Source organism: Arthrobacter echini, assembly GCF_008107445.1.
In the GTDB taxonomy this organism is placed as follows: Bacteria; Actinomycetota; Actinomycetes; order Actinomycetales; family Micrococcaceae; genus Arthrobacter_D; species Arthrobacter_D echini_A.
Genome location: NZ_VSLD01000001.1, coordinates 621,135 through 648,039, shown reverse-complemented (window position 1 = coordinate 648,039; position 26,905 = coordinate 621,135). Strand labels below are relative to the sequence as shown.

28 protein-coding genes are annotated in these 26,905 nt (G+C 67.2%); 13 read left to right on the top strand and 15 right to left on the bottom strand.

The genetic code is table 11. The annotated features are described in order from the left end of the window. Nucleotides 1–42 precede the first annotated feature (42 nt). Together FQ377_RS03080 and FQ377_RS03075 are read right to left on the bottom strand one after the other, a co-directional pair. Entirely contained in the window at nucleotides 43–1,338 is a 1,296-nt protein-coding gene (locus tag FQ377_RS03080; protein ID WP_262364235.1) for an aminotransferase-like domain-containing protein, read from the bottom strand. A 64-nt stretch (nucleotides 1,339–1,402) separates the two neighbouring features. Further along, the gene (locus FQ377_RS03075) at nucleotides 1,403–2,371 is read right to left on the bottom strand and encodes a LuxR C-terminal-related transcriptional regulator (RefSeq protein WP_148599744.1); all 969 of its coding nucleotides are present in this window, start codon (nucleotides 2,369–2,371) and stop codon (nucleotides 1,403–1,405) included. A 369-nt stretch (nucleotides 2,372–2,740) separates the two neighbouring features. Between FQ377_RS03075 and FQ377_RS14795 the strand changes: the two genes are divergently transcribed. From FQ377_RS14795 to FQ377_RS03065, 3 genes are all read left to right on the top strand, one after another. Then, a complete protein-coding gene (locus FQ377_RS14795) occupies nucleotides 2,741–2,914 on the top strand; it encodes a hypothetical protein (RefSeq protein WP_187393234.1) in 174 nt (57 codons plus the stop codon). An 82-nt stretch (nucleotides 2,915–2,996) separates the two neighbouring features. Continuing rightward, complete coding sequence (locus FQ377_RS03070) at nucleotides 2,997–4,007, top strand: lantibiotic dehydratase C-terminal domain-containing protein (RefSeq protein ID WP_148599743.1); 1,011 nt, start codon at nucleotides 2,997–2,999, stop codon at nucleotides 4,005–4,007. Continuing rightward, complete coding sequence (locus tag FQ377_RS03065) at nucleotides 4,004–4,195, top strand: hypothetical protein (RefSeq protein ID WP_148599742.1); 192 nt, start codon at nucleotides 4,004–4,006, stop codon at nucleotides 4,193–4,195. Before FQ377_RS03070 ends, FQ377_RS03065 begins: the two co-directional genes overlap by 4 nt. A 32-nt stretch (nucleotides 4,196–4,227) precedes the next feature. Here the strand turns inward: FQ377_RS03065 and FQ377_RS03060 are convergent, their stop codons facing one another. Then, the gene (locus tag FQ377_RS03060) at nucleotides 4,228–4,770 is read right to left on the bottom strand and encodes a hypothetical protein (RefSeq protein ID WP_316245902.1); all 543 of its coding nucleotides are present in this window, start codon (nucleotides 4,768–4,770) and stop codon (nucleotides 4,228–4,230) included. Between the two features lie 131 nt (nucleotides 4,771–4,901). On the opposite strand from FQ377_RS03060, the gene FQ377_RS03055 reads away from it, so the two are divergent. The 3 genes from FQ377_RS03055 to FQ377_RS03045 all read left to right on the top strand — a co-directional run bounded on the left by FQ377_RS03055 (nucleotide 4,902) and on the right by FQ377_RS03045 (nucleotide 6,809). Then, nucleotides 4,902–5,156 (top strand): hypothetical protein, encoded by a 255-nt coding sequence (locus FQ377_RS03055; protein WP_148599741.1) that lies wholly within the window; start codon nucleotides 4,902–4,904, stop codon nucleotides 5,154–5,156. After that, entirely contained in the window at nucleotides 5,153–5,719 is a 567-nt protein-coding gene (locus FQ377_RS03050) for a hypothetical protein (RefSeq protein ID WP_148599740.1), read from the top strand. The genes FQ377_RS03055 and FQ377_RS03050 overlap by 4 nt, the downstream gene beginning before the upstream one ends. Nucleotides 5,720–5,825: 106 nt before the next feature. Next, nucleotides 5,826–6,809, top strand: coding sequence for an IS481 family transposase (locus FQ377_RS03045; protein WP_148599739.1), 984 nt, complete (start codon nucleotides 5,826–5,828; stop codon nucleotides 6,807–6,809). 5 nt (nucleotides 6,810–6,814) lie between these two features. On the opposite strand, the gene ald is transcribed toward FQ377_RS03045, so the two are convergent. After that, nucleotides 6,815–7,927 (bottom strand): alanine dehydrogenase, encoded by a 1,113-nt coding sequence (ald, locus tag FQ377_RS03040; protein WP_148599738.1) that lies wholly within the window; start codon nucleotides 7,925–7,927, stop codon nucleotides 6,815–6,817. Between the two features lie 265 nt (nucleotides 7,928–8,192). Here ald and FQ377_RS03035 point away from each other — a divergent pair, with 265 nt between their 5' ends. Further along, entirely contained in the window at nucleotides 8,193–9,431 is a 1,239-nt protein-coding gene (locus FQ377_RS03035; RefSeq protein WP_148599737.1) for a PucR family transcriptional regulator, read from the top strand. A gap of 382 nt (nucleotides 9,432–9,813) precedes the next feature. On the opposite strand, the gene FQ377_RS03030 is transcribed toward FQ377_RS03035, so the two are convergent. Beyond that, nucleotides 9,814–11,340, bottom strand: coding sequence for an HNH endonuclease signature motif containing protein (locus tag FQ377_RS03030; protein WP_148599736.1), 1,527 nt, complete (start codon nucleotides 11,338–11,340; stop codon nucleotides 9,814–9,816). A 126-nt stretch (nucleotides 11,341–11,466) separates the two neighbouring features. On the opposite strand from FQ377_RS03030, the gene FQ377_RS03025 reads away from it, so the two are divergent. Continuing rightward, the gene (locus tag FQ377_RS03025) at nucleotides 11,467–11,850 is read left to right on the top strand and encodes a DUF2256 and DUF3253 domain-containing protein (protein WP_148599735.1); all 384 of its coding nucleotides are present in this window, start codon (nucleotides 11,467–11,469) and stop codon (nucleotides 11,848–11,850) included. Here the strand turns inward: FQ377_RS03025 and FQ377_RS03020 are convergent. The 4 genes from FQ377_RS03020 to FQ377_RS03005 form a co-directional block, all read right to left on the bottom strand. Continuing rightward, nucleotides 11,839–12,390, bottom strand: coding sequence for a DUF488 domain-containing protein (locus tag FQ377_RS03020; protein WP_262364234.1), 552 nt, complete (start codon nucleotides 12,388–12,390; stop codon nucleotides 11,839–11,841). The two genes, FQ377_RS03025 and FQ377_RS03020, sit on opposite strands and share 12 nt — an antisense overlap. A gap of 74 nt (nucleotides 12,391–12,464) precedes the next feature. After that, nucleotides 12,465–12,839: a helix-turn-helix domain-containing protein gene (locus FQ377_RS03015; protein ID WP_148599734.1), complete on the bottom strand. Its 375-nt coding sequence runs from the start codon at nucleotides 12,837–12,839 to the stop codon at nucleotides 12,465–12,467. A gap of 68 nt (nucleotides 12,840–12,907) precedes the next feature. Beyond that, complete coding sequence (locus tag FQ377_RS03010) at nucleotides 12,908–13,450, bottom strand: hypothetical protein (RefSeq protein WP_148599733.1); 543 nt, start codon at nucleotides 13,448–13,450, stop codon at nucleotides 12,908–12,910. 153 nt (nucleotides 13,451–13,603) lie between these two features. Continuing rightward, complete coding sequence (locus FQ377_RS03005) at nucleotides 13,604–14,269, bottom strand: uracil-DNA glycosylase family protein (RefSeq protein WP_262364233.1); 666 nt, start codon at nucleotides 14,267–14,269, stop codon at nucleotides 13,604–13,606. Between the two features lie 123 nt (nucleotides 14,270–14,392). Between FQ377_RS03005 and FQ377_RS03000 the strand changes: the two genes are divergently transcribed. Further along, on the top strand, nucleotides 14,393–14,677 hold the full coding sequence (locus tag FQ377_RS03000; RefSeq protein ID WP_148599732.1) for an FmdB family zinc ribbon protein: 285 nt from the start codon (nucleotides 14,393–14,395) through the stop codon (nucleotides 14,675–14,677). A 48-nt stretch (nucleotides 14,678–14,725) separates the two neighbouring features. Then, nucleotides 14,726–15,982, top strand: a complete 1,257-nt coding sequence (gene fmdA, locus FQ377_RS02995) for a formamidase (RefSeq protein ID WP_148599731.1) — start codon at nucleotides 14,726–14,728, stop codon at nucleotides 15,980–15,982. A gap of 27 nt (nucleotides 15,983–16,009) precedes the next feature. On the opposite strand, the gene FQ377_RS02990 is transcribed toward fmdA, so the two are convergent. From FQ377_RS02990 to FQ377_RS02965, 6 genes are read right to left on the bottom strand one after another with little or no spacing between them, the layout of a single operon-like run. Further along, nucleotides 16,010–16,858 (bottom strand): HpcH/HpaI aldolase family protein, encoded by an 849-nt coding sequence (locus FQ377_RS02990; protein WP_187393233.1) that lies wholly within the window; start codon nucleotides 16,856–16,858, stop codon nucleotides 16,010–16,012. Beyond that, on the bottom strand, nucleotides 16,843–17,628 hold the full coding sequence (gene hpaH / locus FQ377_RS02985) for a 2-oxo-hept-4-ene-1,7-dioate hydratase (RefSeq protein WP_148599730.1): 786 nt from the start codon (nucleotides 17,626–17,628) through the stop codon (nucleotides 16,843–16,845). Before hpaH ends, FQ377_RS02990 begins: the two co-directional genes overlap by 16 nt. Before the next feature lie 34 nt (nucleotides 17,629–17,662). Further along, the gene (hpaD, locus tag FQ377_RS02980; RefSeq protein ID WP_148599729.1) at nucleotides 17,663–18,739 is read right to left on the bottom strand and encodes a 3,4-dihydroxyphenylacetate 2,3-dioxygenase; all 1,077 of its coding nucleotides are present in this window, start codon (nucleotides 18,737–18,739) and stop codon (nucleotides 17,663–17,665) included. Between the two features lie 46 nt (nucleotides 18,740–18,785). Further along, nucleotides 18,786–20,318, bottom strand: coding sequence for a 5-carboxymethyl-2-hydroxymuconate semialdehyde dehydrogenase (hpaE, locus tag FQ377_RS02975; protein ID WP_148599728.1), 1,533 nt, complete (start codon nucleotides 20,316–20,318; stop codon nucleotides 18,786–18,788). Continuing rightward, nucleotides 20,315–21,022, bottom strand: coding sequence for a GntR family transcriptional regulator (locus FQ377_RS02970; RefSeq protein ID WP_148599727.1), 708 nt, complete (start codon nucleotides 21,020–21,022; stop codon nucleotides 20,315–20,317). Before FQ377_RS02970 ends, hpaE begins: the two co-directional genes overlap by 4 nt. Continuing rightward, nucleotides 21,015–22,493, bottom strand: a complete 1,479-nt coding sequence (locus FQ377_RS02965) for a fumarylacetoacetate hydrolase family protein (protein ID WP_148599726.1) — start codon at nucleotides 22,491–22,493, stop codon at nucleotides 21,015–21,017. The genes FQ377_RS02970 and FQ377_RS02965 overlap by 8 nt, the downstream gene beginning before the upstream one ends. A 224-nt stretch (nucleotides 22,494–22,717) precedes the next feature. Between FQ377_RS02965 and FQ377_RS02960 the strand changes: the two genes are divergently transcribed. The 3 genes from FQ377_RS02960 to FQ377_RS02950 all read left to right on the top strand — a co-directional run bounded on the left by FQ377_RS02960 (nucleotide 22,718) and on the right by FQ377_RS02950 (nucleotide 26,898). Next, complete coding sequence (locus FQ377_RS02960) at nucleotides 22,718–24,628, top strand: FAD-binding monooxygenase (protein WP_148599725.1); 1,911 nt, start codon at nucleotides 22,718–22,720, stop codon at nucleotides 24,626–24,628. Next, nucleotides 24,625–25,365, top strand: coding sequence for an IclR family transcriptional regulator (locus FQ377_RS02955; protein WP_148599724.1), 741 nt, complete (start codon nucleotides 24,625–24,627; stop codon nucleotides 25,363–25,365). The genes FQ377_RS02960 and FQ377_RS02955 overlap by 4 nt, the downstream gene beginning before the upstream one ends. A gap of 174 nt (nucleotides 25,366–25,539) precedes the next feature. Then, nucleotides 25,540–26,898, top strand: a complete 1,359-nt coding sequence (locus tag FQ377_RS02950) for an MFS transporter (protein ID WP_148599723.1) — start codon at nucleotides 25,540–25,542, stop codon at nucleotides 26,896–26,898. The last annotated feature ends 7 nt before the right edge of the window (nucleotides 26,899–26,905 follow it).

The following is a 26,905-nucleotide window of genomic DNA, read 5'->3' as shown; positions in this document are numbered from 1 at the left end:
TGCCCGGGTCGTTGCCGCCGTGAGCGGCGACGTCCGCAGAGGTTATGCCCCGAGTTCGCTGATCGCCGTGCGAAGGATCGGCGCCAGGCGTCGCACGCCCTCCACGATGTCCTCGGGCGTCACGGCACTGAATGCTAGGCGTAGCTTGTTGGACGGCTCGTCCGACGGCGTGAATGCCGCGCCCGGGATGAAGACCACACCGGCGTCGATCGCGGTGTACAGGAGCGGATACGTGTCGATGCCCTCCGGGAGGGTAACCCAGACGAAGAATCCGCCGTCCGGCGTTGTCCAGTGGACCCCGTCCGGGAACTCCTCGGCCAGCGCACCGAGCATCGCCTCGCAGCGCTCCAGGTACAGCCCGCGCATGGACCGCAGATGTCCCTGCCAGTCGTAATCGGTCAGATAGGCGCTCACGAGCATCTGCGTCAAGGGCGACGGGCACAGGACCACGGCCTCACAGGCGAGGTAGAAGCGGCGGTACAGATGCTTGGGCACCAGGGCCCACCCGAGCCTGACCCCCGGCGCGAAGATCTTCGAGAAGGAGCCGAGATAGATGACGTCGTCCGGGTTGTCGGCGCGCATGGGTGTGAGCGGCTCGCCGTCGAAGCGCAGCATGCCGTAGGGGTTGTCCTCGAGGACCAGGATGCCGTGGTCGCGGCAGATGTCCACCACGCGCTGACGACGATCGGCGGCCAACGTGACGCCACTCGGGTTGTTGAAGCTCGGGATGGTGTACAGCAGCTTGATGGCGCGCCCCTGTGCCTCCAGCTCGCCGATGGTTCGTTCCAGTTCGTCGGGAACCAGTCCGTTCTCGTCCATCGCGATACTCACGACATCGACCTCGTACGCCTCGAAGGTGTTGAGGGCCCCCACGTAGGTGGGGTCCTCGCAGAGGATCACGTCGCCCGGATCACAGAAGACCTTGGCAGCGACATCCTGTGCGGATTGGGAGCCGGTGGTGATGACGATGTCCTCGGGGACGGCGCCCAGGATCCCCTCGGCCGCCATCACCTCGCAGACGAGGGTGCGCAGTTCCTCCATGCCCTGTCCGCCACCGTACTGCAGCGCTTCGAGGCCGTGCTCGGCGATGATCGTCTGCGCGGTGCGGCCGAGATCCTCGAGGGGGAGCGATTTCAGATAGGGACTGCCGCCCGCGAGCGACACGAGCCCGGGACGGATGGAGATGTCGAAGACGTCCCGCACCGCCGACTGCTTGATGTTGGCCGCCCGTCGCGAGAAGAGCCGGTCGTGTCGCGCGGCGGACTCCGCCGCGCGCCCGAGTGCCGCTTCGGTCTCGGCAGGCAGGATTTCGGTGGAGGATTCGCGGGAGGTCGTCACGCCCAGAGTCTAGGCGTGGGTTCACTCAGGGGCAACAGGTGTTGCCATCCCGTCCTTACAGTGTTCAGACCCATCCGGCTTCCCTCGCCCTGAGTCCGGCCTGGAAACGACTGTCCGCACCGAGCGTCTCGAGCATGAAGGCGATGTGACGCCGACAGGTCCTCACATTGATGTCCAGGCGGCGCGCAATCGACTCGTCGGACAGGCCGTTGGACAGCCCCTGGAGGATGGAGCGCTGCAGGCTGTTCAGGGGCGACTCGACCCGCTCCGGAGCGAGGAACGACTCACTGAGCTCCCACGCAACCTCGAAGAGATGGATGAAGATGGTGATCAGACTGGGATCCCGCACCACCAGGGCCGCTTTGTCGGTGCGGGTCTGTTGCCGGCCGATCAGGGCCAGTTTCTCGTCGAAGATGAGGATGCGCAGGGGGATGAACGGGAGGACGCCGAACTCACCACCTCCGGCCGCGATCGCCTCGACGGCTTTACGCGTGGGGACATGGTCGCGCGTACTCGTGTCATAGAGAGTCCTGCGCCGTACCCCGTTCTCCAGGAGCTCGAGATCCTTGCGCACGCTCTCCTCGTGGACGTCCGCCGTCGATCCCTGGCCGGGTTGCGCGATGTAGACCTTCTCCGTGACGTCCCGGCCGTAGTCGATCAGGACCCGATGGATGAGATGGGGGTCCTCGAGGGTCTCGACCGAGGCGCTCGCGAGGACGCTCTTGCGAGCCTCGAGGAAGGAGGGGAGCAGGCTCGACATCTCCCGCCGCTGCCCGCTGATGCGGGTCTTGAGCTCCTGCAGGGCGCGTTCGTCCGCATCGACCAGATCGGCGAGGGCAACATCCGGGGACACAGCGATGAGTCCGCCCGTGTCGCCGGCCCGGGCGCTGAGCAGCTTGCGAGCCGAAAGCTCGCCGATCGCGTCATCGATGCGACGCAGCGTCAGGCCCAAAGCCTCGGACGCATCCGAGCGGGTCCAGCCGGGATGGCCCACGGCATAGCGGTAGACCTCCAGCGACATCGCGTCCAGCATGGGCGGTCCTGTTCTCGTCACCGATGTGGCAGCGGCTTCCATGGCAGTGTATTTCCCGGGCCTGTCCAGTTAATGACAGAACAGTGCCGGTGGCAATGCGACGCGCAGAATTGCTCGTCAAGGGCTGTGTTCTCCGTGTTCTGAAGCATGAGAATCAGTTGGCAATGCCTGTCCATCACGCCTCAGGGTCCATTTGGCGTCATGTCCGCAAAGGGACATTTCTATTGCTGGACACCGGCTGCTGCCGACCGACATCCTTGTGGAGCCGGTCACCGGTGATCCACCAGGATTCCTGGTGGATCGGGGTATCGCGGAAACGCGCTACCCACAGCTCGAGCCTCCCGGACGCCAGAGATGGAAGGAGCCGTCATGAAGAAGGTACTCGCTGCAACTGCGGGCCTGTTGATCGTGGCGGGAGCTGTGGTGCTGGTAGGAGGATCCTTCGGCTCTACACGTGAACACCGGCTCGAGAGCCTCTCCGTGTTGGGCGGCAAGGGTGTTTCCGACAGCGGGTCGGTCAGCAGTTGGGACTGGCCCAAGTAAGAGGGAGCGCCGGCACAGAGCCCGGTCTCCCGCCCAGAGCCCGCCCCAGCGGGAGTAATCAGAGCCCGTGAAGGATGCAGCCATGAGCCAGGTGATAGCCGCCCGAACCGCCTCTCGGACGGTCGTCAGCTCTCAGTGGTGGCATGTGTCCCTCTCGGCGGGTGACTTCGATGCAGCGGACGGCATCATTGAAGAGCTGATTACCCCGCTGGTGGCGCAGGCACAGAAGTACGGAGCGAAACGGTGGTATTTCACCCGCTCCAGGAGCACGGCATCCGGCGCCGGCAGCGACGTCGTCCTCAGCGTCCAGGCACATCCGCGTGTTCTCGCTCGGCTTCGGAGCTTCCAGCAGGAACATCGGACGGATCCCGGCTCGGCCAGCTCTCTCCTCAGTGCCCGGCAGTACTTCACGCCGCCGGCAAGCGACACCTACTACGCGGGAGGCCAGCACATGGCCGATCCCCAACTGGAGGCGAACCTGGTGAGATATGGCGGCGTCGAGGGTCTGGGCCTTGCCGAGGAGGTCTTCGAGCTCGGCTCGGAACTCGCCATCTGGGCCGCGCAGAGATTCCCCCGTCCGCAGAGCCGATCTGCCTTTGCCGCCATACTCCTGTTCGATGCCGCTCAGAGTATGACATCCGGACCGCATTCGGAGCGCTGGATCGACCGCCGTATCTCCTGGGGGCACTACTGGGACAGCCACTTGAGGACGTGTACCGCCGACGCAGGAGTGCACGCCGCAGATGTTCGCACGGCGATGACCGCGCATGTGTCCACGAAAGCTGCGGGCTTCCATTCCCTCATGGATGCTGAAGCGTCCGAGCTCGCGGTGCAGAGATGGCGGCGTCGTTGGTGCCAGGCGCTCGACTCGTACCTGCACCGTGCGAATCGGGTGTGCGTCAGCCGTAGTGCGCTCCACCTGACCGTCTACCAGGCCCACATGATGTTGAACCGACTGGGTATCAGCGCCGCCGAGGAGGCGCCTCTCGGCCTCTACGCGCGATCCTGGGTGCCGCAGGTCACATTGAGTCGCGGTCCGGCGGGCACCCGGCGTCGCTCTTCCGACACTACCGGCCGAGGGGCTGACCGATGAACGACAGGAACACGGTCGTCCTCGCCCTCGGCGAGAAAGCACTTTCCGAGGCCCTGGGATGTTCGTCCGAGACGGTGGAACTGTTGCGGAACGACGGCGTCCTCGAGCTGCAGGGCGAGCTCTGGGAGATCGGCGCAGCGCGGGACTACCTACGCGACGCCGCGTGGGCGGACCAGCTCTGGCACTGAGCCCCACCCCGGCGTTCCCTGATCCCCGATGATCACACCTGCGACGGCTGCCTGCGGGGCCAGAGCGTGTAACCGATGGCCCAGACGAGGTCGATCAGGACGATGAGGCCGAGAATCGGGTAGAACCCTGCGAGGGCTGCGGTTCTGCCGGGGTCACCCACGAGGGCGCTGAGCAGGTAGAGGAACCCTGCGGCGATCAGCGCTGCCGCCACCGTCCGCACCACGTCCTTCCAGCACTCTTGTGCGTAGGTCATGCCATAGAGCCGCGTCGGTCGCGGACCATCGGAGAATCGGTGGGCAAAACGGGTATCGGCCCAGCCGATCATCTTGTGCCCGTAGGCGATCGAAATGCCGAGATAGACGGCAGCAAGCCCGTGGGCGGTGCCCGCGGTGGCCCCGGACCGGAGATCAAGAACGGTGGCAACCAGCAGGATGAGATCGACGAGCGGCGTCAGCGCCAGTAGGACAAGGCCTGCGCGTCGTCTGCCGAGGACGTACCGGACGATCAGACCGGCGATGATGAGCACCCAGAAACCGATCTCGCACGCGATGATGATTGCGAGGATCAGGTTCACGGTGACTCCCTTTCGTGCCTTGAAAGTAGTTGCCGAACAAACTAGCTCATGCAGAGGGCTCGGGCTCGAAACCCCTCCACTTCTGAGCTCCGTGTCCTGACGGTCCCACGGAGGCAAGGCGGGCTTGCATCATGAACGCAGCACGCAGCGTACGAACAACCCGCGCACTTCTTCTCACCGTCGTCCTCGCCTGCTTTTGCCTCACGGTATTCGGGGTGTTCGTTGGCATGGGCATTGCCGGGCTCATAGCCGGCCTGGCAGGTCAGGTCGCCGTCGCCGTCACCGTCGTCGTCGGTGTCATCTTCCTCTTCGTAAAGCTGACGCAGCAGACAAGGACGGCGCAAGCCGGGCCGTGGCGTCCTGCTGAAGGGGATGCACCCAGGTGAGCGCCGAGCTCGACGCGCACCTGTTCGTCGAGCTGTCCCGCCTGGCTGCGCAGCGCGCACCCACGTCCAACGACGCTTCCTCCCCCGCCGTGGACCAGCTCCTTGCTTCCATCACGGCGTTCCACGATCTCGTGCGCCTCTCGGCAGACCTGCAGGGACAGGCTGTGCGCGCGGCACACGAGGCAGGGGTCAGTTGGACAAGTATCGGCACACTTCCCGGGACCTCCCGTCAAGCGGTACAGCAGCGGTTCGACCCGAATTACATGGCGCGAGACGAGTCGACCGGTGCCACCCGTACCCTCGGCCCTGTATCCCGTGCCAAGGAGATGCGTCACCTCGCCGAAGCGGGGGCGCAGGGTTGGCGGCTGGTGAAGTCCTTGCACGGTGAGCATGTCCTCGAACGTGACCCGCAGAAGTGGGAAGTCAGACGCGTCTCCGTCCTGGCAGCTCGGCCGATGCCATCGCGCAGGAGCGGGTGGCACGCCGCGGCCACGCGTTTCCCGGACTGCTTCTACATCCGTCCACGACAGGACCCCGACGCAGCGGCGCCATCGTTCAGCTAGATGTACTGGCCAGGGACGTTGGTTGAGGTGTGACGGGTTGATATGACGAAGACCTCCGGCGGAGGGTGGAGCTGTCTAGGTCCCATTCCTCAACCCGGAGGTCTTCGTGTTTCACGCTAATGCTGCTCTCACCCCGGTTCAACGGCTGCGGATCGGGAGGCTGATCGTCGACGAGGGGTGGCCCGTCGCTCACGCGGCGGTGTTCTTCCACGTGTCCTGGCCGACCGCGAAGCGGTGGGCCGACCGGTACGCGGCCATGGGCCGGGCGGGCATGCAGGACCGCTCGTCACGCCCGTACCGCAGCCCCTCGAAAACCCCGCCCGCCATGGTCCGGAAGGTCGTCCATCTACGCTGGAAGAAGCGGCTGGGACCCGTCGGGATCGGGGCGCGGGTGGGCATGCCGGCCTCCACGGTCCATGCGGTGCTGACCCGGTGCCGGCTCAACCGGTTGCATCACGTCGATGTCCGCACCGGGGAACCGGTCCGCCGGTACGAACACGAGGCGCCCGGGGACCTGATCCACGTCGATGTGAAAAAGCTCGGGAACATCCCCGACGGCGGCGGGTGGCGGTACGTCGGCAAGCACCAGGGCAACCAGAACCGAGCCAGCACCCCGAATAAAGCCCGCAGCAAACACCGCGGACCGCTGATGGGGACCGCGTTCGTGCACACCGTCATCGATGATCACTCCCGCGTCGCGTACGCCGAGATCCACGCCGACGAAACCGCCGCCACCGCGGTCGGTGTCCTGCACCGGGCCGTGTCCTGGTTCGCCGCCCGCGGCATCACCGTCCAACGCGTCCTGTCCGACAACGGGTCGGCCTACAAATCGCATCTCTGGCGCGAGACCTGCGCCGAGCTCGGCATCAAGGCCAAGAAGACCCGCCCGTACCGGCCGCAGACCAACGGGAAGATCGAACGCTTCCACCGCACCCTCGCCGACGGGTGGGCCTTCTCCCGCCACTACAACTCGGAATCAGCCCGACGAGCCGCCCTACCGGGCTGGCTCCACGAATACAATCACCACAGGCCCCACACCGCCATCGGAGGCAAACCACCCATCACCCGGCTAACCAACCTCCCCGGGTAGTACAGCTAGACGAGCGCCGTCCAGTCCTCCGACAGGTCCAGATCGTGCGCGGTGGACACGGAGTGATGGGTCACCTTGCCCGCCGCCACATTCAGGCCACGCGCCAGGGCGGCGTCGGCGTCGAAGGCCCCACGCACGCCCTTGTCCGCAAGCGCAACCGCGTAGCGGAGGGTGACGTTGGTCAGGGCGTAGGTCGAGGTGTTGGGTACGGCACCAGGCATGTTTCCCACGCAGTAGAACAGCGACTGGTGCACGGTGAAAGTTGGATTCTCGTGCGTGGTGACGTGGGAATCCTCGAAGCATCCGCCCTGATCCACGGCGATATCCACGAGCACGCTGCCGGGCTTCATGCGGGACACCATGCCATTGGTCACAAGCTTCGGTGCGCGTGCGCCGGGGATCAGTACCGAGCCGATCACGAGATCAGCCTCCAGCACCGATTTCTCGACCTCGAGAGAGTTCGAGACCACCGTCTTCACACGCCCGGCGTAGAGGGCATCGAGCTCGCGCAATCGTGCAACGTTGATGTCGAGGATGGTCACCTCGGCGCCGGTGCCGACGGCCATCGCCGTGGCATTGGTACCGGCCACACCCGCTCCGAGGACGACGACCTTCGCCGGACGGACCCCGGCGACACCCCCTAGGAGCAGGCCGGGCCCACCGGCAGGGGCGGACATGACATTCGCGCCGACCTGCACCGAGAGACGGCCGGCGACCTCGGACATGGGCGCCAGCAGCGGAAGGACTCGACCGTCCTGCACGGTCTCGTAGGCGATGGCCGTGACGCCTGCGTCGATCAGCGCACGGGTGAGCTCCGGCTCGGCGGCAAGATGCAGATAGGTGAAGAGGATCAGGCCTTCGCGGAACAGGTGGTATTCCGACGCGAGGGGCTCCTTGACCTTCATGATCATGTCTGCGCGCTTCCAGACCTCCTCCGCCGTCCCCACGAGTTCCGCTCCCGCGGCTTCGTATTCGGCGTCGGAGATGGTCGATCCCACGCCGGCGCCGCGTTCCACCAGGACGGTGTGACCATGTGCGTTGAACTCGTGTACGCCGGATGCGGTGATCGCGACACGGAACTCGTTGTTCTTCACTTCTTTGGGGACGCCGATGATCATGAGGTTCTCCCTGGGTGTGACCGGGCGGATGGGATGTCTCCAGAATAGGGATCACAGAGTCAGAACGGCGCTGCCGATTCGCCGGGGTTGCCGGAGTCACTCTCTTCCTCGAGCGGCAGGTCGCAATGTAATCCGCGCCACAATGCGCTCCAGGCCTTTGTTCGCTGGATTCCGAACGCAGACCTGTGACATGCCGGTTCGACATATGTCGAACCTAGATGCAACAGGTGTCGCCCGCCGGCTCGTCCCCACCTACGCTGGGGGAATGAAGGACCAGACGATCGAGGACGTGGTGGAGACCCTCGCGCAGGAGCTGGGAAGGGGCCTGTCCCTCGAGGATCCCGATGGGGTGCTGCTCGCCTACAGCAGCCATCAGTCCTCGGCGGACCGCGTGCGGGTGAACTTCCTGCTCAGCAAGAAGGTGCCCGAGGACGTGGCCGAGTGGCAGCTCCGGCACGGTATTGCACAGGCGGTTCGGCCCGTCGTCGTCCCCTCCAACGAGGCGCTCGGCATGCGGGAGCGTGTCTGTGTCCCGCTGCTCGTCCGGGGTTTCAGGGTCGGCTATCTGTGGGTGCAGCAGCAGTCGGATGCTGATCCTGCAGCGGAGATCCTGACGGAACTGCCGGGAATCAGACGGACGACCGATCGTCTCGCCGAACTCCTCCTCGAAACGGACGCGGCGGTGTCCGAGCGCAGACTCCAGCGGGAGGAGGTCTTCCTCGGGGCATGTCGTGGGCGATCTTCCGCAGTCGACGACATGAATGGCTGGCGTGGGTTCGACGACGGCATGCCCTGGCGTGTGGCGGTCATCAAGGAACTGACCCCGGCGATGCCAGCCGATCGTCCTGAGGCGCAGGACCCGGTCGAGGCTGCTCTCCTGCAGCGCACACTCGCATTGCATGCGACGGTCGGCGTGCGCGATGTCCTGTTCAGCGCTGGTGCTCCGAGCTGTTCCGTACTGTTGTGCGCAGGCGACATCGCCCGCGGAGTGTTGGGGCAGGTCTTGGAGCGCTACCGTTCGGAGGTGGGGAAGCGTGCCGGACGTCCTCCGGAACGACTGGTCCTCGGCGTGAGCGAATCCGTCCCTGCCCCACGTGGCATGTTCGGCGGCTTCGAGCAGGCGCTGCACGCCGTCCAGGCCGCTGCGGTGGACGAAGCCCTGGGCAGTGTCGTCTCCTACGCGGGGATCGGCGTCTACCAGTTCTTCGGAGCGCTGACGGGCCCGCCGCCCGTGGAGACCAGCATTCGCTTCACCGAATTGTGTCGTGCCGATCGCCTCGACGAGCTCGTCCCGGTCCTCGAACTGCTCTACGACAAGAACGGCTCGGTTCAGGATGTCGCGGAACAGCTGCATCTGCATCGCAGCACCGTGTACAACCGGCTTGCGCGGATCCGCGCGGTCATTGGCGTCGATCCGCTCGGCGGTGCAGCTCGGCTCGAACTGCACCTTGCGCTCAAGGCCCGGCGATGGCGTTCGCGGCCCCAGGTGGACTCTTCCGGGTAGCGGCCGCGCTGTGCTGTGCGGTGCTGACCTCGTCTCCTCCCAACCAGCCCAGCCTCGTTCCGTTCGGGTCCGTTTCGAGCCCTGCTGTGCCGTCCCCGCGTCGGCTCGCGCTCTCCGGGGCCGAGCCCCGTCCCGTCCCAGCAGCCCAGCCTCGTTCCGTTCGGGCTGGACAGAGCCGGGGCGGACAGTGCCGAGCCCCGTCCCGTCCCAGCAGCCCAGCCTCGTTCCGTTCGGGCTGGTCAGAGCCGGGGCGGACAGTGCCGAGCCCCGTCCCGTCCCAGCAGCCCAGCCTCGTCCCGTTCGGGCTGGACAGAGCCGGGGCGGACGGCGCCGAGCCCCGTTCCGAGCCTCGTGCTGTGCGAGTAGGGCTTCGGTGAACCACCTAATTACTTCGGGTGTCAGAGAGTCCGACAGCACCTGCCGGCGAACCGGGTGGAGCGACAGCACGTGGCACAGCCCCTGCGATGTCACGGCGCGTAAGGTGCTCGTGGACGGCCTCCTCCACCTGCCAGTAGCGGTTACGTCTGCGAGTCCTGCCTGGGTCGAGGTACTTCGGTGGTCTGAACCAGGGGATGCCATGGAGCGATTCGACCGCCCACTGTCCTTCATGGATCAGGTGGTGATGCCGGGAGCAGAGCAGTACGCCGTCGTCGATGCTGGTGGTTCCGCCTGCCGCCCAGGGAATGATGTGGTGGGCTTCGCACCAGGTGGCAGGCATCGTGCAGTCAGGGAAGGCACAGCCCCTGTCACGTGCTACGAGTGCCCGCCGCAGGTGAGGTGGAAAGAGGCGCTGGGCTCGCCCGACGTCGAGGATCTGGCCCGAGCCGCCGAGCACGAGTGGCAGGATGTCGGCGTCGCAGGCGAGCCGCCGGATGCTTCGAGCGCTCAGTTGCTGCGCGAAGACGGAGTGACCGTCATGACCCAGCTCGCTGAGGAGGTCGCGATAGTTGATGGTCACCATCACCTGGGGTCTGTGCCCTCCGGTCGCGGGAAGTCCGTCGCCGGCGAGCGCGATGTGGCAGGCCGAGACCAATCCGTCGAGAAGTTCCTGAGCACGGGTGAGACGCTCGGGTACGGGCTCGTTCCCGGCGCCCGTCGGTTCCTGCCTGCTCGGACCCGCAGACTCATTCGATAGCCCTGTGCCATCTGGCCGGGCATCAGCCGGGGCTGTGCCGCCGGCCCGGGGATTGGTCGCCGTTTTCATGACGGTGACGAGGTGCTCGAACTGTTCATCGGTGGCGCCGATCTCCATGAGGTGAAGTCCATGGCGCTTCCCGCGGAGGAAGACTCCCTGCCGGGCTCTCAGTGTCTTCTCCGTCGGCTCCTGACCATCCTGGTCGATCACACTCTCCCACCGTCGCGCAAGGACCCGCAGGATGTCCTCATCGGACTCGACGGCCTGGCGTGTCAGGTGTTCCTCCATGGCCTGCACCTGTCGGCGAGTCGCGACCGTGGCGACCCGGTGCACGGTATCCCGAATCACGGTGGCCGCGCGGCTGCTGATTGCCCCGGCACTCGCTGCTGCGGCAAGGGTAGCCATGCGGGGCTCTACCGATGCGCCTGGACCGGGAGTCTCGGGCAGGAGGTCCTCTCCCAGCCGCAACCGACGATTCGCCTCGGAGCGACTGATTCCGATCGTCGCCCGCAGGTACTCCGCCGTGCTCCCGTAGGGTTCCTGGCCGTCCATCGTCGCGAGCTGGTGGTCCTCGGCAGCGCGGGAAGCCAGGGTCTGGAGGTGGTCGATGAGGTGCGAACACTGTTCGACCATGACGAGGGTCGCTGCCGCCTCCTGCTGGCTCAGCAGGAGGTAACTCGACTCGAGATGCTGAGCCGCGGCAATCAGGGCCGAGTGCAGGCCGTGCAGGAGGAATGCGTCCTCCGTACGGGGTTCCAGCATCTCGATAGCCATAGGTCAATTTTATCGAACGCGTGTACTAATAGCGATGATACGGAGGCGATGTGGAGGACAAGTGAGTAGGAACTTGTCCACAGTTTTGTCGGGCACTCTTGCCTTGACCGCAGCTATGCTCGATCGATGCACTCCACCGGGTCCGGCTCGCATGAGACGAAGGACTGCCGCTCCTGCGGACGCCGCATCGAGTGGCGGAAGAAGTGGGAGCGGAACTGGGATTCGATCGCCTACTGCAGCGACGCGTGCCGCGCGCGGAAGGTGCGCTCCATCGACGTCGAGCTGGAGGCGTGGCTGCTCGCGCGGCTGACCAGCACCCCGCGAGGCGGGGCGGTGGACCCGGCGGACGCTGCCCAGGCCCTCGGGGCGGACGCGACAGCACTGCGTGAACCGGCCCGCAGCGCCGCACGCCGACTCGTCAACCGCGGACTGGCGGAGATGGTCCAGCGCGGCGTCGTCGTCGATCCGTCGACAGGGAAGGGCCCGGTGTCCCTCCGCCTACCCCGCTGAGGGCTGCGGCTGCACGTCGTACACGAGTTCCTCTCCGGCAACCCTCACCCCCTGGGTCGGTGGGTGGACGGTGAGCTTCCTCCCCGGCATGAGATGCTCGACGGTGATGCCGTGCAGCAGTGCGGCGCTGTCGGCGATGAGCCGACGGTGGCAGCGCCACCAAACGGTCTCGCTGCACATGATCACGGTCGGCGTTTCCCGTGCCTGGGCCAGCAGCTCCGCCAGCGCCGCCTTGAACTCCTCGGATCTCATATACCCGGCGTAGCCCCTGAAGGACTCGTTGCGCAGCACTATGTCCGGGGAGTCGGGCAGTAGCTTACGGAACCCGCCGAGGTCCTTCTCCCAGCGGTAGGCGATCCCGGCTGCCGGTAGCCACTGGTCCAGGGAGTCCTTGCCGAAGTGGGGGAACTTCCTGCTTCCGGGACCGATGCGCACATCGACCAGCGCCCGGATCCCGGCCTTGTGAAGCAAGTCGGCGAAAGCCTCCTGCGAGGCGGTGCCGTGGCCCACCGTCATCAGTGTGTACTCCGTGTCTGCCACAGCTCCACCTTATGCGTCGTGATCCGGAGGGGTTGGCGCTCGCGGATCCTCCGGATCGCCCTGGTTCGCAGGGCCTACTGTCGGCGGCCCATCTGCGTGCTGAGCCAGTGTTCGACGTCGGCCCTGCGGATGCGCCGGTGGGAGCCGCGGTACTCCACGGCGAGGGTACCGGCGTCGGTGAGCTTGCGGAGATAACTGTTCGAGATGCCGGCGAGTTCGGCTGCCTGGGAGGTGGTGAGCAGTTCGGCCACGGAAGACACCTGGGCGGTGTCGCCGTCGGACAGGCGTGCAAGGAGGTCGACGACGGCGTCACGGGTGTCGTCGGGCAGGCGGTGGGCGGTACCGTTCACGAAGACGGTGATGTCGGCACTCTCGGTGAGCGCCGCGTGCAGCCTGGCGGCCTGATCGGGCGGCAGCGCCGCGGCGGTGCGAGGTGGCCTGGCCGTCATGTCACCATTGTGTCAGCCGAACGCGGCCCGGCGCCGCCCCAGGACTTATGGGCGCTTCCGATTCGGGCTCAGTGGACCAGGATGTTCCGATGAATCCTGGTCCAGCCTTTCTGCTCCAGCAGGTCGGTGGAGTATCCGTCCGTCACCAGGGTCACCGACACCAGGCCCGAATCGGCACCCGGTGTGTTCGTGATCACCCGGCCCGGGCCGGCGCTGCATCCTCCCAAGAAGTTGTCGCTCGTAATCGAGTAGACACAGGCCGATCGGTCGTCGTTCAACACTCCCAGGTAGTACGTCACGCCGTCGTGCTCTTCGACCTTCCGGACCGAGTCGGCGTCGAGGTCTCCGATGCCGTTACCCACCGCGATTTCCGCGACGAATCCAGGTAGCTGATCCTCCGCAGTAGGCTCTCGGGTCAACGCGGCGATACTGCTTCCGGATGGTGGCTCCTGCGCCGGAGCCGTGTGCGCCGGACCCGTGACGTCGTCCGACGCACTGCCACAACCGGCGACACCGGTCAGGACTGCAGCTACTCCCACGATCAGCGCCGATTGCCCGAGCCGCATGTCGTCACCCTTCAGCTCGTTGGTCGTCGATCGTCCGCGCTGCATCCGCGCATCCCAGACGACTCGTTCGCCGCTGCGAGTCACCGAGGTCAACGAAGCTATCAGCACCCATGCGCGATCTCGATGGTGTCCGGTGGACCGAGATGACACCGTTACCTGCCCCACCTATGGGTGAGGGAACGCGCGGTTCGGAGGTGCTCACTCCTCCGCGGCGGCGTGCCCGACGGCGGTGCGGACACGCGCCTTCAGCTCGGGCAGGACGTCGGTGACGAACCACGGATTCCTCGCTTGCCACCGGAAGTTCAGCGGTGAGGGGTGAACCAGTGGGAACCAGTGCGGCGCGAAGTTCCGGTGGTCGCGCACATTGTCGGTCAGCGTCCGGTGGCGGCCGGACGGCAGGTAGTGCAGCTGGGCGTAGCGGCCGATCAGGAGGACGAGCTCTATCCGAGGCATCAGCGCGAGCAGCGGCGGATGCCATGTCGCCGCGAAGCCCTTTCGCGGCGGGAGATCACCGCTCCGGCCCCTCCCCGGGTAGTAGAAGTCCATTCCGAGGAAGGCGAACAGGGTGGGGGAGCGGAACTGCTCCTCCGTCACGCCGAGCCACTCGATGAGCTTCCTGCCACTGGCGTCGTCCCACGGGATACCGCTGGTCTGCGCCTTGATCCCGGGCGCCTGCCCGATCACCGCGATCCGTGCGTCGGCCGACGCCGTGTACAGCGGCTCCCAGCCCTTCTCGCGCATCGGTCGATTGGCCTCGTCATGGATCAGGGCGTGTCTGACGGCGTCGAAGGTGTCCAGCGGAGCAGCGCGCTGGTCGCCATGACGCTGCCCGAATGCCCCCGCCGGAGCGCTGCTGGATCCCACTGGCCCATTCTACGATTCCGGCCGATCCCTTGACCTTCCCTGAATGCCTCCCTAGGTTTGAGGCACGGTGCTCCCGATGGGACACGCGCCCGCAGCTGCTTCTCCAACGACGGAGGAAGACCGATGCCGCTCTACGACTTCCGGTGCTCCGCGGGGCACGGGACCGAGGCCTCCTTCGCGATGGCCGACCGACCGGACCACGTGGCGTGTCCGGTCTGCGGGGAGACCTCACGACGCCGGATACCGTCCCCGCGACTGTCCATCGCGGGCAGCTCAGCGTTCGGACTGCTCGAGTCCACGCAGCGCAGCGCCCATGAACCCGAGGTGGTGGCGTCCACCAACCCCGGTAAGCGCTCGCCCACCCCGACGACGTCGAACCCCCTCCACCGGAAACTTCCCCGACCGTAGGGCCGGGTGGGCAGACCCATACGCGCAGTAGACAGCCAAGGAGACATCATGCCGGAACATCTCTTCTCACTCGATTCCAGCAAGGCCTTCAAGGACCAGGAAAAGCTCGGCCACAATCGCTGGCACCCCGAGATCCCTCCCGTCGCGACGGTCAAGCGCGGCGACTCGTTCCGCGTGGACTGCCGGGAGTGGTTCGACGGCGCCATCCACAACGACGACTCCGCACAGGACATCCTCGACGCGCCCCTCCTCACCGTGCACACCCTCAGCGGGCCGTTCGCCGTCGAGGGAGCCAAGCCCGGCGACCTCCTCGTGGTCGACATCCTGGACGTGGGGCCCATCCCGCAGGAGGACTCCGGGCCGCTCGCCGGACAGGGCTGGGGCTACACGGGCATCTTCGCCAAGAACAACGGCGGAAGTTTCCTCACCGACCAGTTCCCCGACGCCTACAAGGCCGTCTGGGACTTCAAGGGGCAGGTTGCCACCTCCCGGCACGTGCCCGGTGTGGCGTTCGAGGGGATCATCCATCCCGGACTGATGGGGACCGCTCCGTCCGCGGAGCTCCTGGCCAAGTGGAACAAGCGCGAGGGAGACCTCATCGCGACGGACCCCCACCGCGTACCGCCGCTGGCCCTGCCGCCCGAGGCCGAGCACGCCATTCTCGGTGGTCTTCCGCGGGACCAGTGGCAGCGTGTGGGGTCCGAGGCCGGACGCACCGCCCCGCCGCGGGAGAACGGTGGGAACCAGGACATCAAGAATCTGTCCAAGGGCACCCGCATCTTCTATCCCGTCTTCGTGGACGGCGCCAACTTCTCCGTCGGCGATCTGCACTTCTCCCAGGGCGACGGCGAGATCACCTTCTGCGGCGGCATCGAGATGGGCGGGTTCATCGATCTGTCCGTGGACGTGATCCCCGGCGGGATGGAAACCTACGGGGTCACGGAGAACGCCATCTTCATGCCCGGCCGGGTGGAGCCGCAGTTCAGCGAGTGGCTCGCGTTCTCCGGGACGTCCGTGACGCTCGAGGGCGAGCAGCGCTACCTGGACTCCCACCTGTCCTACCAGCGGGCCTGCCTGCACGCGATCGACTACCTCACCAAGTTCGGGTACGCCCCGGAGCAGGCCTATCTGCTGCTGGGAGCCGCGCCCATCGAGGGCAGGCTCTCGGGCGTGGTGGACATCCCGAACTCCTGCTCCACGGTGTATCTGCCGACGGCGATGTTCGACTTCGACATCCGCCCCTCCGCCGCCGGGCCCGTGCAGATCGACCCGGGGATCGGAGCGCCGCGGGCCGCGAACGGCTGACGGACGGGCGCTTCCGCGCTAGGACGGTCAGTAGCTCGGCGTGGTGCTGCTGTCCGATATGCCGCCGTCCGACGCTCCGGTGCCGGGCAGGTCATCGCCCGACGCCGGGACGAAGGCTGCGGCCAGGGCCTCGGATCCGCGGGCCAGCAGTGCGACGTCGGCACCCACGAGGATGAACCGGGCGCCGGCGTCGAGATAGCCGTTCGCCGTGGCAGGGGAGAAGGCATTGACACCCGCCGGTTTCCCTGCACGGTTCGCGGCCGCGAGGCAGTGCACGACGGCGGTTTGCACGTCGTCGTGCTCCTGCTGCCCCAGCAGGCCCATGGACGCCGCGAGATCGGAGGGGCCCACGAAGATCGCGTCCACGCCGTCGACCGCGAGGATGTCCTCCACCGCGACGACGGCCTCGGTCGACTCGATCTGCACCGTGACGCTGATGGTGGAAGCGGCGGTGGTGAGATAGTCGGGCACCCTGTTCCACCGGGCCGCCCGGGCGAGTGCGGAGCCCACCCCACGGACACCGGCGGGTGGATAGCGGGTCGCGGCGACGGCGGCCTCGGCGTCGGTCACGGAGTGGACCATCGGCACCAGCAGATTCTGCACTCCCAGGTCCAGGTACTGCTTGATGAGGACCGCGTCATTGACCGGCGGCCGCACGAGGACCTGCACCGGGTAGCCGCGCACCGCCTGGAGCTGGGCGAGGATCGACTCGAGACCGTTGGGGCTGTGCTCGGCGTCGACGAGCAGCCAGTCGAGACCCGCCCCTGCGCAGATCTCGGCGACGAGGGGGCTGCCGGAGCAGACCCACATGCCGGCGAGCGGCCGCTCCGCCGAGCTCAGTGCCTCGCGGAAGCTCTCTCCTAGTGGAAGTGGCATGTCACGGCTCCCAGGGGTCCGTAGTCGGCGTGGATGGTGTCGCCCTGTCCCACCCACAGCGGCCGGGTGAAGGATCCGGCGAGGATGGTGTCGCCGGCCTTCAGCCCGTCCCCGTGTGCCGCGATCTTGTTGGCGAGCCAGTGCACGCCCGCCGCCGGATGGTCCAGGACGCCGGCAGCGACACCGGTCTCCTCCACCGTCTGGTTCTTGTACAGGATGGCGGAGATCCAGCGCAGGTCGACGGCGTCGGGCCGCACCGGACGTCCACCCAGCACCATGGCCCCCATGGCCGCGTTGTCGGCGATGGTGTCCACGATGGTGCGGCCCTCCATCTCGATCCGTGAATCGAGGATCTCCAGCGCCGGCATCACGTAATCGGTCGCGTTGAGGACGTCCACGAGCGTGCAGCCCGGTCCGCTGAGGTCGCGCCTGAGCACGAACGCGAGTTCCACTTCGATGCGCGGGCGGGTGTAGCGGTGCCAGCCCACCGAGGCCCCGGTCTCCAGGACCATGTCGTCGAAGATGGCGCCGTAGTCGGGTTCGGTGATGCCCGTGGCCTCCTGCATGGCCCGTGAGGTCAGGCCGATCTTCCGGCCCACGAGCGTCCGGCCCGCCTCCTCGTTCCGCGTGCGCCAGAGGCGCTGGACGGCGTAGGAGTCCTCCACGGTCATCTCGGGGTAGCGGGCGGTGAGCAGGGGGACGGGGGTATGCGTGCGGGCGGCGTCGAGCAGTTCGTCGGCGATCCGGCTGATGGTGTGCTGATCGAGCATGGGGACGTCCTTGACCGGTGGGGGGCGGGGAGTGTCAGAGCTGGGTGCCGAGCTTGAAGCCCTCGGGCGAACCGTCGTCGTTCCTGGTGTAGGAGAAACCGTCGGCTCCCACGGTGACCGCCATCTCGCTGCGCTCGTCGCGCTCGGTGACGGGCTGCGGCTTGCCGTCGAGGTCGAGCACGAGGGAGGCCTCGGTGTACCAGGACGGTACGACGGCGTTGCCCCACCAGTCGCGGCGCTGGTTGTCATGCACGTCCCACGTGATGGTGGGATTGTCCGGATCGCCCGTGTAGTAGTCCTGGCAGTAGATCTCGATGCGGTGGTCGTCCGGATCCAGGATGTACAGGTAGAACGCATTCGAGACGCCATGGCGCCCCGGTCCGCGTTCTATGCGGTCGCTGATCCGCAGCGCGCCCATCTTGTCGCAGATCTGGATGATGTTGTGCTTCTCGTGGGTGGCGAAGGCGACATGGTGCATGCGGGGGCCGTTGCCGCCGGTCAGAGCGGTGTCGTGGACCGTCTGCTTGCGGTGCATCCAGACCGCATAGGTGACGCCGTCGGAGTCCTGGATGTCCTCCGAGACGCGGAAGCCCAGGTCCTCCAGATATGCCCGGCCCCGCGGTACGTCGGGCGTGACCTGGTTGAAGTGGTCGAGGCGCACCAGTTCCCCCGCGGAGTAGAGGTCGTAGCGCTGCGTGAGGCGTTCCACGTGTTCCACGTCGTAGAAGAACTCGTACGGGAAACCCAGCGGATCCTGCACGCGGACGGAATCGCCCACGCCCTTCGTGAAGCCCTCCCGGCGGCGCTCGGTCCTGCAGCCCAGTTCACGGTAGTACGCCTCCGCGGCGTCCACCTCCTCGGGGGAACGGACGCGGTAGGCGAACGCGGCGACGGCGGCCACGGGACCCTTCCGCAGCACCAGGTTGTGGTGGATGAACTCCTCGAGGGAGCGCAGGTAGATCGCCTCGTCGTCCTCCGCGGTCACGTGGAGTCCGAGTACGTCGACGTAGAAGGCGCGCGAGCGCGCCAGATCGGTGACCACGATCTCCATGTACGCGCAGCGGACAATATCCGGTGCGGGGACGGAGGGCGTGGGAATGCGGTGGGCCATGGGATTCTCTCCTCGTCGAGCGAACGGGGTTGAGCGGACGGATGGGTCAGGCGGTGGCGGTCGGGTCCGTCGCGCCGAACTTCGGGGTGTGTACGGTGCCGAGCGTGATGTGCACGGCCTGCTGGTCCGTGTAGAAGTCGATGGACCGGTAGCCGCCCTCATGGCCCAGCCCAGAGGCCTTCACCCCGCCGAACGGGGTGCGCAGATCGCGGACATTGTGGCTGTTGAGCCAGACCATCCCGGCCTCCACACTCTGCGCGAAGGTGTGGGCGCGGGTCAGGTCGTTCGTCCAGATGTACGCGGCGAGCCCGTACTTCGTGTTGTTCGCCAGCTCCAGCGCTTCGGCGTCGGTGTCGAACGGCGTGATCGCGACGACGGGGCCGAAGATCTCCTCCTGGAAGATGCGTGCTTCGGGGGCCACGTCGGCGAAGACGGTGGGTGCGATGTAGTTGCCGTGCGGGAGGTGGTCCGGGCGTCCGCCACCGGCCAGCAGCGTCCCCTCCGTCTTCCCGATCTCCACGTAGGAGGCCACCTTCTCGAAGTGTTCGGGGTGGACCAGTGCACCCACCTCGGTGAGCGGATCGTGCGGGTCCCCGACCACGATCGTCTTGGCCCGCGCCGCGTACTTCTCGCAGAACTCGGCGTAGACGGAGCGTTCCACGAGGATGCGTGAGCCTGCTGTGCAGCGCTCGCCGTTGAGGGAGAAGACGCCGAAGAGCGCCGAGTCGATGGCGGCGTCGATGTCCGCGTCCGCGAAGACCACGCAGGGCGATTTGCCGCCGAGTTCCATCGACAGGCCCTTCAGGCTCTCCGCCGCATTCCGGAAGATGGTCTGGCCCGTGGTCGTCTCACCCGTGAAGGAGATCAGCGGTACGTCCGGGTGCTTCACGAGGGCGTCCCCCGCCTCCTCGCCGAGTCCGTTGACCAGGTTGAAGACGCCGTCGGGCAGGCCTGCGTCCTTGAAGATCTTTGCCCATAAGGACGCCGAGAGCGGGGTGAACTCCGCGGGCTTCAGGACCACGGTATTGCCGGTCGCGAGCGCCGGGGCGAGCTTCCAGGACTCGAGCATGAACGGCGTGTTCCACGGCGTGATGAGTCCGGCCACGCCGATCGGCTTGCGGTTCACGTAGTTGATCTGCGCGCCGGGAACCTTCATGGCGTCGTCGAACTGGGCCACGATGAGATCGGCGAAAAAACGGAAGTTCTCGGCCGCGCGGAGCGCCTGGCCCCGGGACTGGGTGATCGGCAGGCCGGTGTCGAATGTCTCGAGCTCGGCGAGGCGGGACTCCTGGGCCTCGACGGCGTCGGCGATCCGGTTCAGCACGCGCGCCCGTTCGCGCGGCTTCATGCGCGGCCAGGGTCCGTTGCTGAACGCTTCGCGCGCTGCGCTCACGGCGGCGTCGATGTCCTCCCGCTGGCCCGCGGCCGCCGTGGCGTAGGTGGTGTTCGACACCGGGTCGAGCACCTCGAACGTAGCCCCGCCGACCGAGTCGACGAACTCGCCGTCGATGTAGTGCTGGAGATGCGTGGGCAGGTCCTCGGGGACGTAGTGCGTGCGGGTGTCGGGTGAGATGGTCATGGTGTCTCCTTGCTGTGGTCTGCACTGTGGTCAGCAGCGGTGTCGGTGCCGGTGAGGGCGAGATAGGCGTCGAGGGTGGTGCTGCGGTGGAGGCGGGCGGCGCGCTCGACGTCGTCGGCCGCGGCTCCGGAGGCGATGAGCTGGAGCAGTGCGTCGTGTTCCCGGACGGACTCACGGGCCCGTCCCGGGACGAAGCGGAAGGTCGAGGCGCGCAGTGAGGCTAGACGGTCCCAGCCCCGGTGGACGAGATCCAGGATGTGCGGGTTCGGGCAGTTCTCGAACAGGATCCCGTGGAAGTCCCGGTTGAGTCGCGTGAATCGCACCGGGTCGAAGTCCTCGAGGCAGGCACGCATCTGCTCGTTCACGGCGCGGGCCCGGGCGATGTCCGCAGCGCCGATCAGAGGGGAGGAGAGCGCTGTCGCCGCGCCCTCGAGGATGCTGAGCGTCTGCATCGTGTAGAGGTACTCGGTGGGGTCGATGCCGGCGACCGTGGCGCCGACGTTGCGCTCGAAGCTCACCAGACCCTCGGCCTCGAGGCGCCTGATGGCCTCGCGGACGGGGACCACACTCACCCCGAGATCGTCGGCGATCCTCCCGAGGACCAGCCGGTACCCGGGGGAGTAGCTGCCGTCGACGATCCTCGCCTTGACAGCGGCGTAGGCCTGCTCCGATTTGCTGCCGGTTCCCGTGGCCGTGCTACTCACCCATCCTCCCGGCGTCGTGCTGGGCCCGGTGCTCCTCGTAACGGGCCCGCCACTGCGCGTTCATCGGGTAGAGGCCGTCCACGCCGTGACCCTCGGAGACCATCTGCGCGATGAACACCTCCTCGCGTTCCTGCGCGAGGGCGTCGTCGGCCACGCTCTCCGCCAGGGACGGCGGGATCACGAGGACGCCGTCGGCGTCGGCCACGATGATGTCTCCCGGCTGCACAGTGGTCCCGCCGCACGCGATGGTGAGGTCGATGTCCCAGGGCACGTGCTTCCTGCCGAGGACGGCCGGGTGCGGATTCGCGAACCAGGTGGGGATCTCCATGGCCGCCACGGCGGCGTAGTCCCGGACTCCGCCGTCGGTGATGATCGCGGCGGCCCCGCGGACCTGCGCGCGCAGAGCCAGGATGTCCCCGATGGTGCCGGTGCCCTTCTCGCCGCGGGCCTCCATGACGAGGATCTCGCCCTCGCCCACGGTGTCGATGGCGCGCTTCTGCGCGTTGAAGCCGCCGCCGTGGGTCTCGAAGAGATCCTCGCGGTTGGGGACGAACCGGAGGGTTCTGGCGAGCCCGACGACGCGGCGCTCGGGCCGGGTGGCCTGCAGCCCGTCGATGCTCACGTTGTTCAGGCCGCGCTTGCGCAGCTGGGAGGACAGCGTGGCTGTGGCAACCTGCTCGAGCTTCGCCTTCAGCTCGGCGCCGAGTCCGGGGGAGGACGCCGGCAGGCCGGCGGCCTCCCGGGATCCGTAGGCTTCCTCGCGCTGGGTGTCGTCGGACTTCGGCTGCGCGCCGAAGTCCGCGAGCGGCGTCTGCCCCTCGACCACGCGGGTGGACAGGCGGCCGGTCGAGACCGTGCCTCCGGTATCGGTCACCTCGATCTCGATCGTGTCGCCGGGGTGGGCGACCGATGCGCCGGACGGCGTCCCGGTCAGGATGATGTCGCCCGTCTCGAGAGTCAGCAGCTGGGACAGATCCGCGATCAGGCGGGAGAAGGGGAAGAGCAGATCCTCGGTCGTGTCGTCCTGGACCACCTCGCCGTTGTGCCAGGTGCGGATGCGGAGTCGGGTGGGATCCACGGAGTCCGCGGGGATGAGGCCCGGGCCCACCGGGGTGAAGCCGTCACCGCCCTTCGAGCGCAGATTCGAGCCCTTGTCCGCATACCGGAGGTCGTAGACGCCGAGATCGTTGCTCGCGGTGACCCAAGCGACGTGCCGCCAGGCATCCGCAGGGTCTATCAGCCGGCCCGGGGTCCCGATCACGAGGGCGATCTCACCCTCGAAGCCGAGCAGCTCGCACCCCGCGGGGCGCTCGACGCTCGCCCTCGAGAGGGCGAGCGAGGAGGGTGGCTTGAGGAAGTAGGAGGGCTGGGCCGGTGTGCGTCCGCGCTGGGCGGCCCGGCTCGGGTAGTTGATGTGCACGGCGATCACCTTGCGGGCCGCTTGCAGAATCGCGTCGTCCAGCTGTTCCACGCATGCTCCTCATCGAGTACAAAATCGTATATGAAGCGTAGGAAGTATTCCGCGCCGCGTCAAGGGGTCCGGGGCTCACCTCTGCGCCCGCATCGGGCACCCTTGCCCGTGTGGTCCCGATCACCTACGCTTGCCGAGCAATAGTAGAACGCTCCGTTCGATTATCGAACTTCACCCAGCGCCACCTGATCAGCGCCATGACCACGACGACGTGAGGACAGCCCGTGCAATTCCATCACCACGGATACGTTTCCGGTGATCCCCGGATCCAGCCGGTGGCGGGCGTCGGTGTCGACCGTCCGCAGGAGCTCCCCGAGGTCGTCGATGTCCTGATCATCGGTACCGGCCCGGCCGGCATGATCGCCGCCGCACAGCTCTCGCAGTTCCCCGGCATCACCACCCGCATCGTCGAGCGCCGACCGGGCCGCCTGGCCATCGGTCAGGCGGACGGCATCCAGGCCCGCAGTGTCGAGACCTTCCAGGCCTTCGGCTTCGCGCAGCGCATCACCGACGAGGCGTACCGCATTGTCGAGATGGCGTTCTGGAAGCCCGATCCCGAAGACTCCTCGCGCATCATCCGCACCGCCCGCCCGGTCGACGACCCGGCCGGCATCAGCGAGTTCCCCCACCTGATCGTCAACCAGGCCCGCGTGCTCGATTACTTCGCGGAGTACATGAAGAACGCGCCCACGCGCATGGAGCCCGACTACGGCTTCGAGTTCGCCGGTCTGGAGGTCGACGACGCCGCCGAGTACCCGGTGTCCGTCACCCTCACCGCGACCGGGGGCGAGCGCGAGGGACAGCAGCGCGTGGTGCGTGCACAATACGTGGTGGGCGCCGACGGCGCGCGGAGCGGCGTACGCCAGTCCATCGGCTGCACCATGGAGGGCGACCACGCCAATCATGCCTGGGGCGTGATGGACATCGTGGCCGTGACCGACTTCCCCGACATCCGGCGCAAATGCGCCATCCAGTCCGGCAACGGCGGCAGCATCCTCCTGATCCCACGGGAGGGCGGCCACCTGTTCCGCATGTACGTGGATCTCGGCGAGACGCCGGCCGATGACCGTGGAGCGGTGAGGTCCACCACCATCGACCAGATCATCGCGAAGGCGAACGCCATCCTGAGCCCCTACACGCTCGATGTGCGCAACGTCGCCTGGCACAGCGTCTACGAGGTGGGGCACCGGCTCACGGACAGGTTCGACGACGTCCGCCCCGAGGACCTCGGCAGACGCACCCCGCGCGTCTTCATCACCGGCGACGCCTGCCATACGCACAGCGCCAAGGCAGGTCAGGGCATGAACGTGTCGATGCAGGACGGCTTCAACATCGGGTGGAAACTGGGCCACGTGCTCGAGGGCCGCAGCCCCGAGACGTTGCTCGCCACCTACTCGCAGGAACGCCAGGTGGTGGCGAAGAATCTGATCGATTTCGACAAGCAGTGGTCCACGCTCATGGCGAAGCGCCCGGAGGAGTTCGAGGACCCGTCCGAGCTCGAGGACTTCTACGTCCGCACCGCCGAGTTCCCGGCCGGCTTCATGACGCAGTACGAGCCGTCCATGCTCGTGGCCGATGACGCCCACCAGGGCATCGCGACGGGCTTCCCGCTCGGCAAGCGCTTCAGGTCGGCGCCCGTGGTGCGCGTGTGCGACGGCGTGCCCCTGCACCTCGGGCACCACGCGACGGCGGACGGGCGGTGGCGCATCTACGTCTTCGCCGACGAGGCCGAGCCCGGAGCGGCATCCGGGGTGACCGACCTCGCGCAGTGGATCGGATCCGCCGCCGAGTCACCCCTGGCAGCCACACCGGAGGGCTCCGATCGCGATGCCTGGTTCGACCTGAAGGTGGTCTACCAGCAGGACCATGTCGGGGTGGACATCGGCCAGGTACCGGGGGAGTTCAAACCGGCTGTCGGCCCCTTCGGTCTGACGGACTACGAGAAGGTCTACGCCGCGGACCCCGCATCCGATGTCTTCGAGCTGCGCGGTATCGACCGCTCAGGCGTCGTCGTCGTCGTGCGCCCCGACCAGTACGTGGCCGCCGTCCTGCCGCTGCGTGCGACGGCGGAGCTCGGGCAATTCTTCGCCGGAGTCCTCTCGCCCGTTCCGGTCCGGGCGACGGCCGGCCAATGAACGCGCAGGGCGCGACGGGTACGGACGCGGCTCCCCGGATGACGAGCGGGGCACCGCCGAGCCAGACGCTTTCGCGGGGAATCCGCGTGCTCGAGATCCTGGCGGACACCACCGGCGCCATGACGATCGCCGAGATAGCCGGGGCGCTCGGGGTGCATCGCTCCATCGCCTACCGCATCGTCCGTACGCTCGAGGATCACGGCCTCGTGCTGAAGGACGTGGCCGGTGGCTTCCGGATCGGGCCGGGCATGGCGACTCTGGCGCGGGGTGTGGCCCGCGATCTGCAGTCGGCCGCCCTGCCGGAGCTCACGGCGCTCGCCGCGGAGCTGCGGATGACGGCCTTCATCGCTGTCTGGGACCGCCGGCACTGCGTCACGCTCGTCGCCGTCGAACCGCCGCACGGGGAGGGGACGATCGTGCAGCGGCCCGGATCGCGGCACAGGTTCGACGCCGGCGCGCCCGGCATCGCCATCCAGGCGGCGCTCGGGGAAGCACGGTGGGAGCAGCTCTCGCCGGGTGAGCTGTTCCGCGACGAGTCGCGCGTGGCCGCGGCGACGGGCTACGCGGTGAGCCACGACGAGGTGATCCTGGGTGTCAGCTCGGTCGCGGCGCCGATCCTGGTGCCGGGGCACATGCCTGCTGCGCTCGCCGTCGTCTATGTGCGCAGCGATCTCGACGAGGCCGGTCTGGGGCGGCAGGTCGCGCGGACGGCCCACGCCGTCGGGGCGCTTCTCTAGGACCTACAGCACACCCACCGTGCTGCACGTCACAATCAGAACACAATCGTCCACGGCATTACCGAATGAACGATCGTTCGGTAATGTTTGGGGCACCGACCACCGATGCACTGCCGAGGGCTGCTGCAGGGGCGGGAGCCCAGCACCACCTACCGGAAGACAAGGGAGTTTTTCATGGCTGTAGCAGCAGGGCGGGCGCAACCCGCCACCCGCATGAGTTCGGCCGACCGACGGGTCCTGGCGGGCACCATGGTCGGCACCACGATCGAGTGGTACGACTTCTTCATCTTCGCGCAGGCGGCAGGGCTCGTCTTCGCCACGCTGTACTTCGGACCCCTGGAGTCGGAGAGCGCAGGCCTGGCCCAGCTCGTCTCCTGGGCAACGATCGGCATCAGCTTCTTCTTCCGGCCCCTCGGGGCGATCATCGCCGGCAGGCTCGGTGACCGCATCGGGCGCAAGGCGATGCTGGTGTTCACCCTGGTCCTGATGGGATCCGCCACCGCCCTGATCGGCCTGCTCCCCACCTACGCGCAGATCGGTGTCTGGGCGCCCATCCTCCTGATGCTGCTGCGCATCCTCCAGGGTTTCTCCGCCGGCGGTGAATGGGGCGGCGCAGCGCTGATGGCCGTGGAGCACGCTCCCGTGAACAAGCGCGGCTTCTGGGGTGCGTATCCGCAGATCGGCGTACCTGTCGGCATGATCCTCGCGACCCTCGTGCTCTTCGTGCTGCGCAGCTCCATGTCCGCAGAAGCCTTCCTCGAGTGGGGCTGGCGCATCCCGTTCCTGCTGTCCGTGGTCCTGATCGTCGTCGGCTACTTCATCCGCTCCGCCGTTGCCGAAAGTCCTGTCTTCAAGCGCATGATCGAGCGCAAGCGCGACACCGCCACCCCGCTGCGCAATCTGCTGAAAACCAACAAGCGCGAGGTGATCCTCGCCGCTGTCATCTTCATCGGTAACAACGCCGCCGGCTATCTTGTGATCGCGTTCCTGTCCTCCTACGCGCAGAAGACCCTCGGCATGCCTGCCGCACCGGTGCTGCTGGCCACACTGCTGGCGTCCTTCGGGTGGCTGATCTTCACCCTGTTCGGGGGCATGCTCTCCGACCGTATCGGGCGCGTGCGGACCTTCCAGATCGGCTACGGCCTGATCTTCGTCTGGATGATCCCGCTCTTCCTCCTGATCGACACCGGTAACGTCTGGCTCTACGGCATCGGCATCTTCATGCTGACCATCGGGCTGGGGCTCTCCTACGGTCCCATGTCCGCGATGTATGCGGAGATGTTCCCGGCCAATGTGCGGTACTCGGGCATCGGGATCGGCTATGCACTGGGCGCGATCCTCGGTGGGGCGTTCGCCCCGCTGATCGCTCAGGCACTACTCGGCAGCACAGGCTGGTCCGGGTCGATCGCGCTCTACATCATGGCCCTGTGCGTCATCTCGTTCATCGGAGCAAGCATGGTGAAGGAGACCAGGGGGGCGCCGCTGGAGGCGGACGAGTCCCTGACGGCCGACGAGGCACTCACCCGCCCGTAGGCATGGC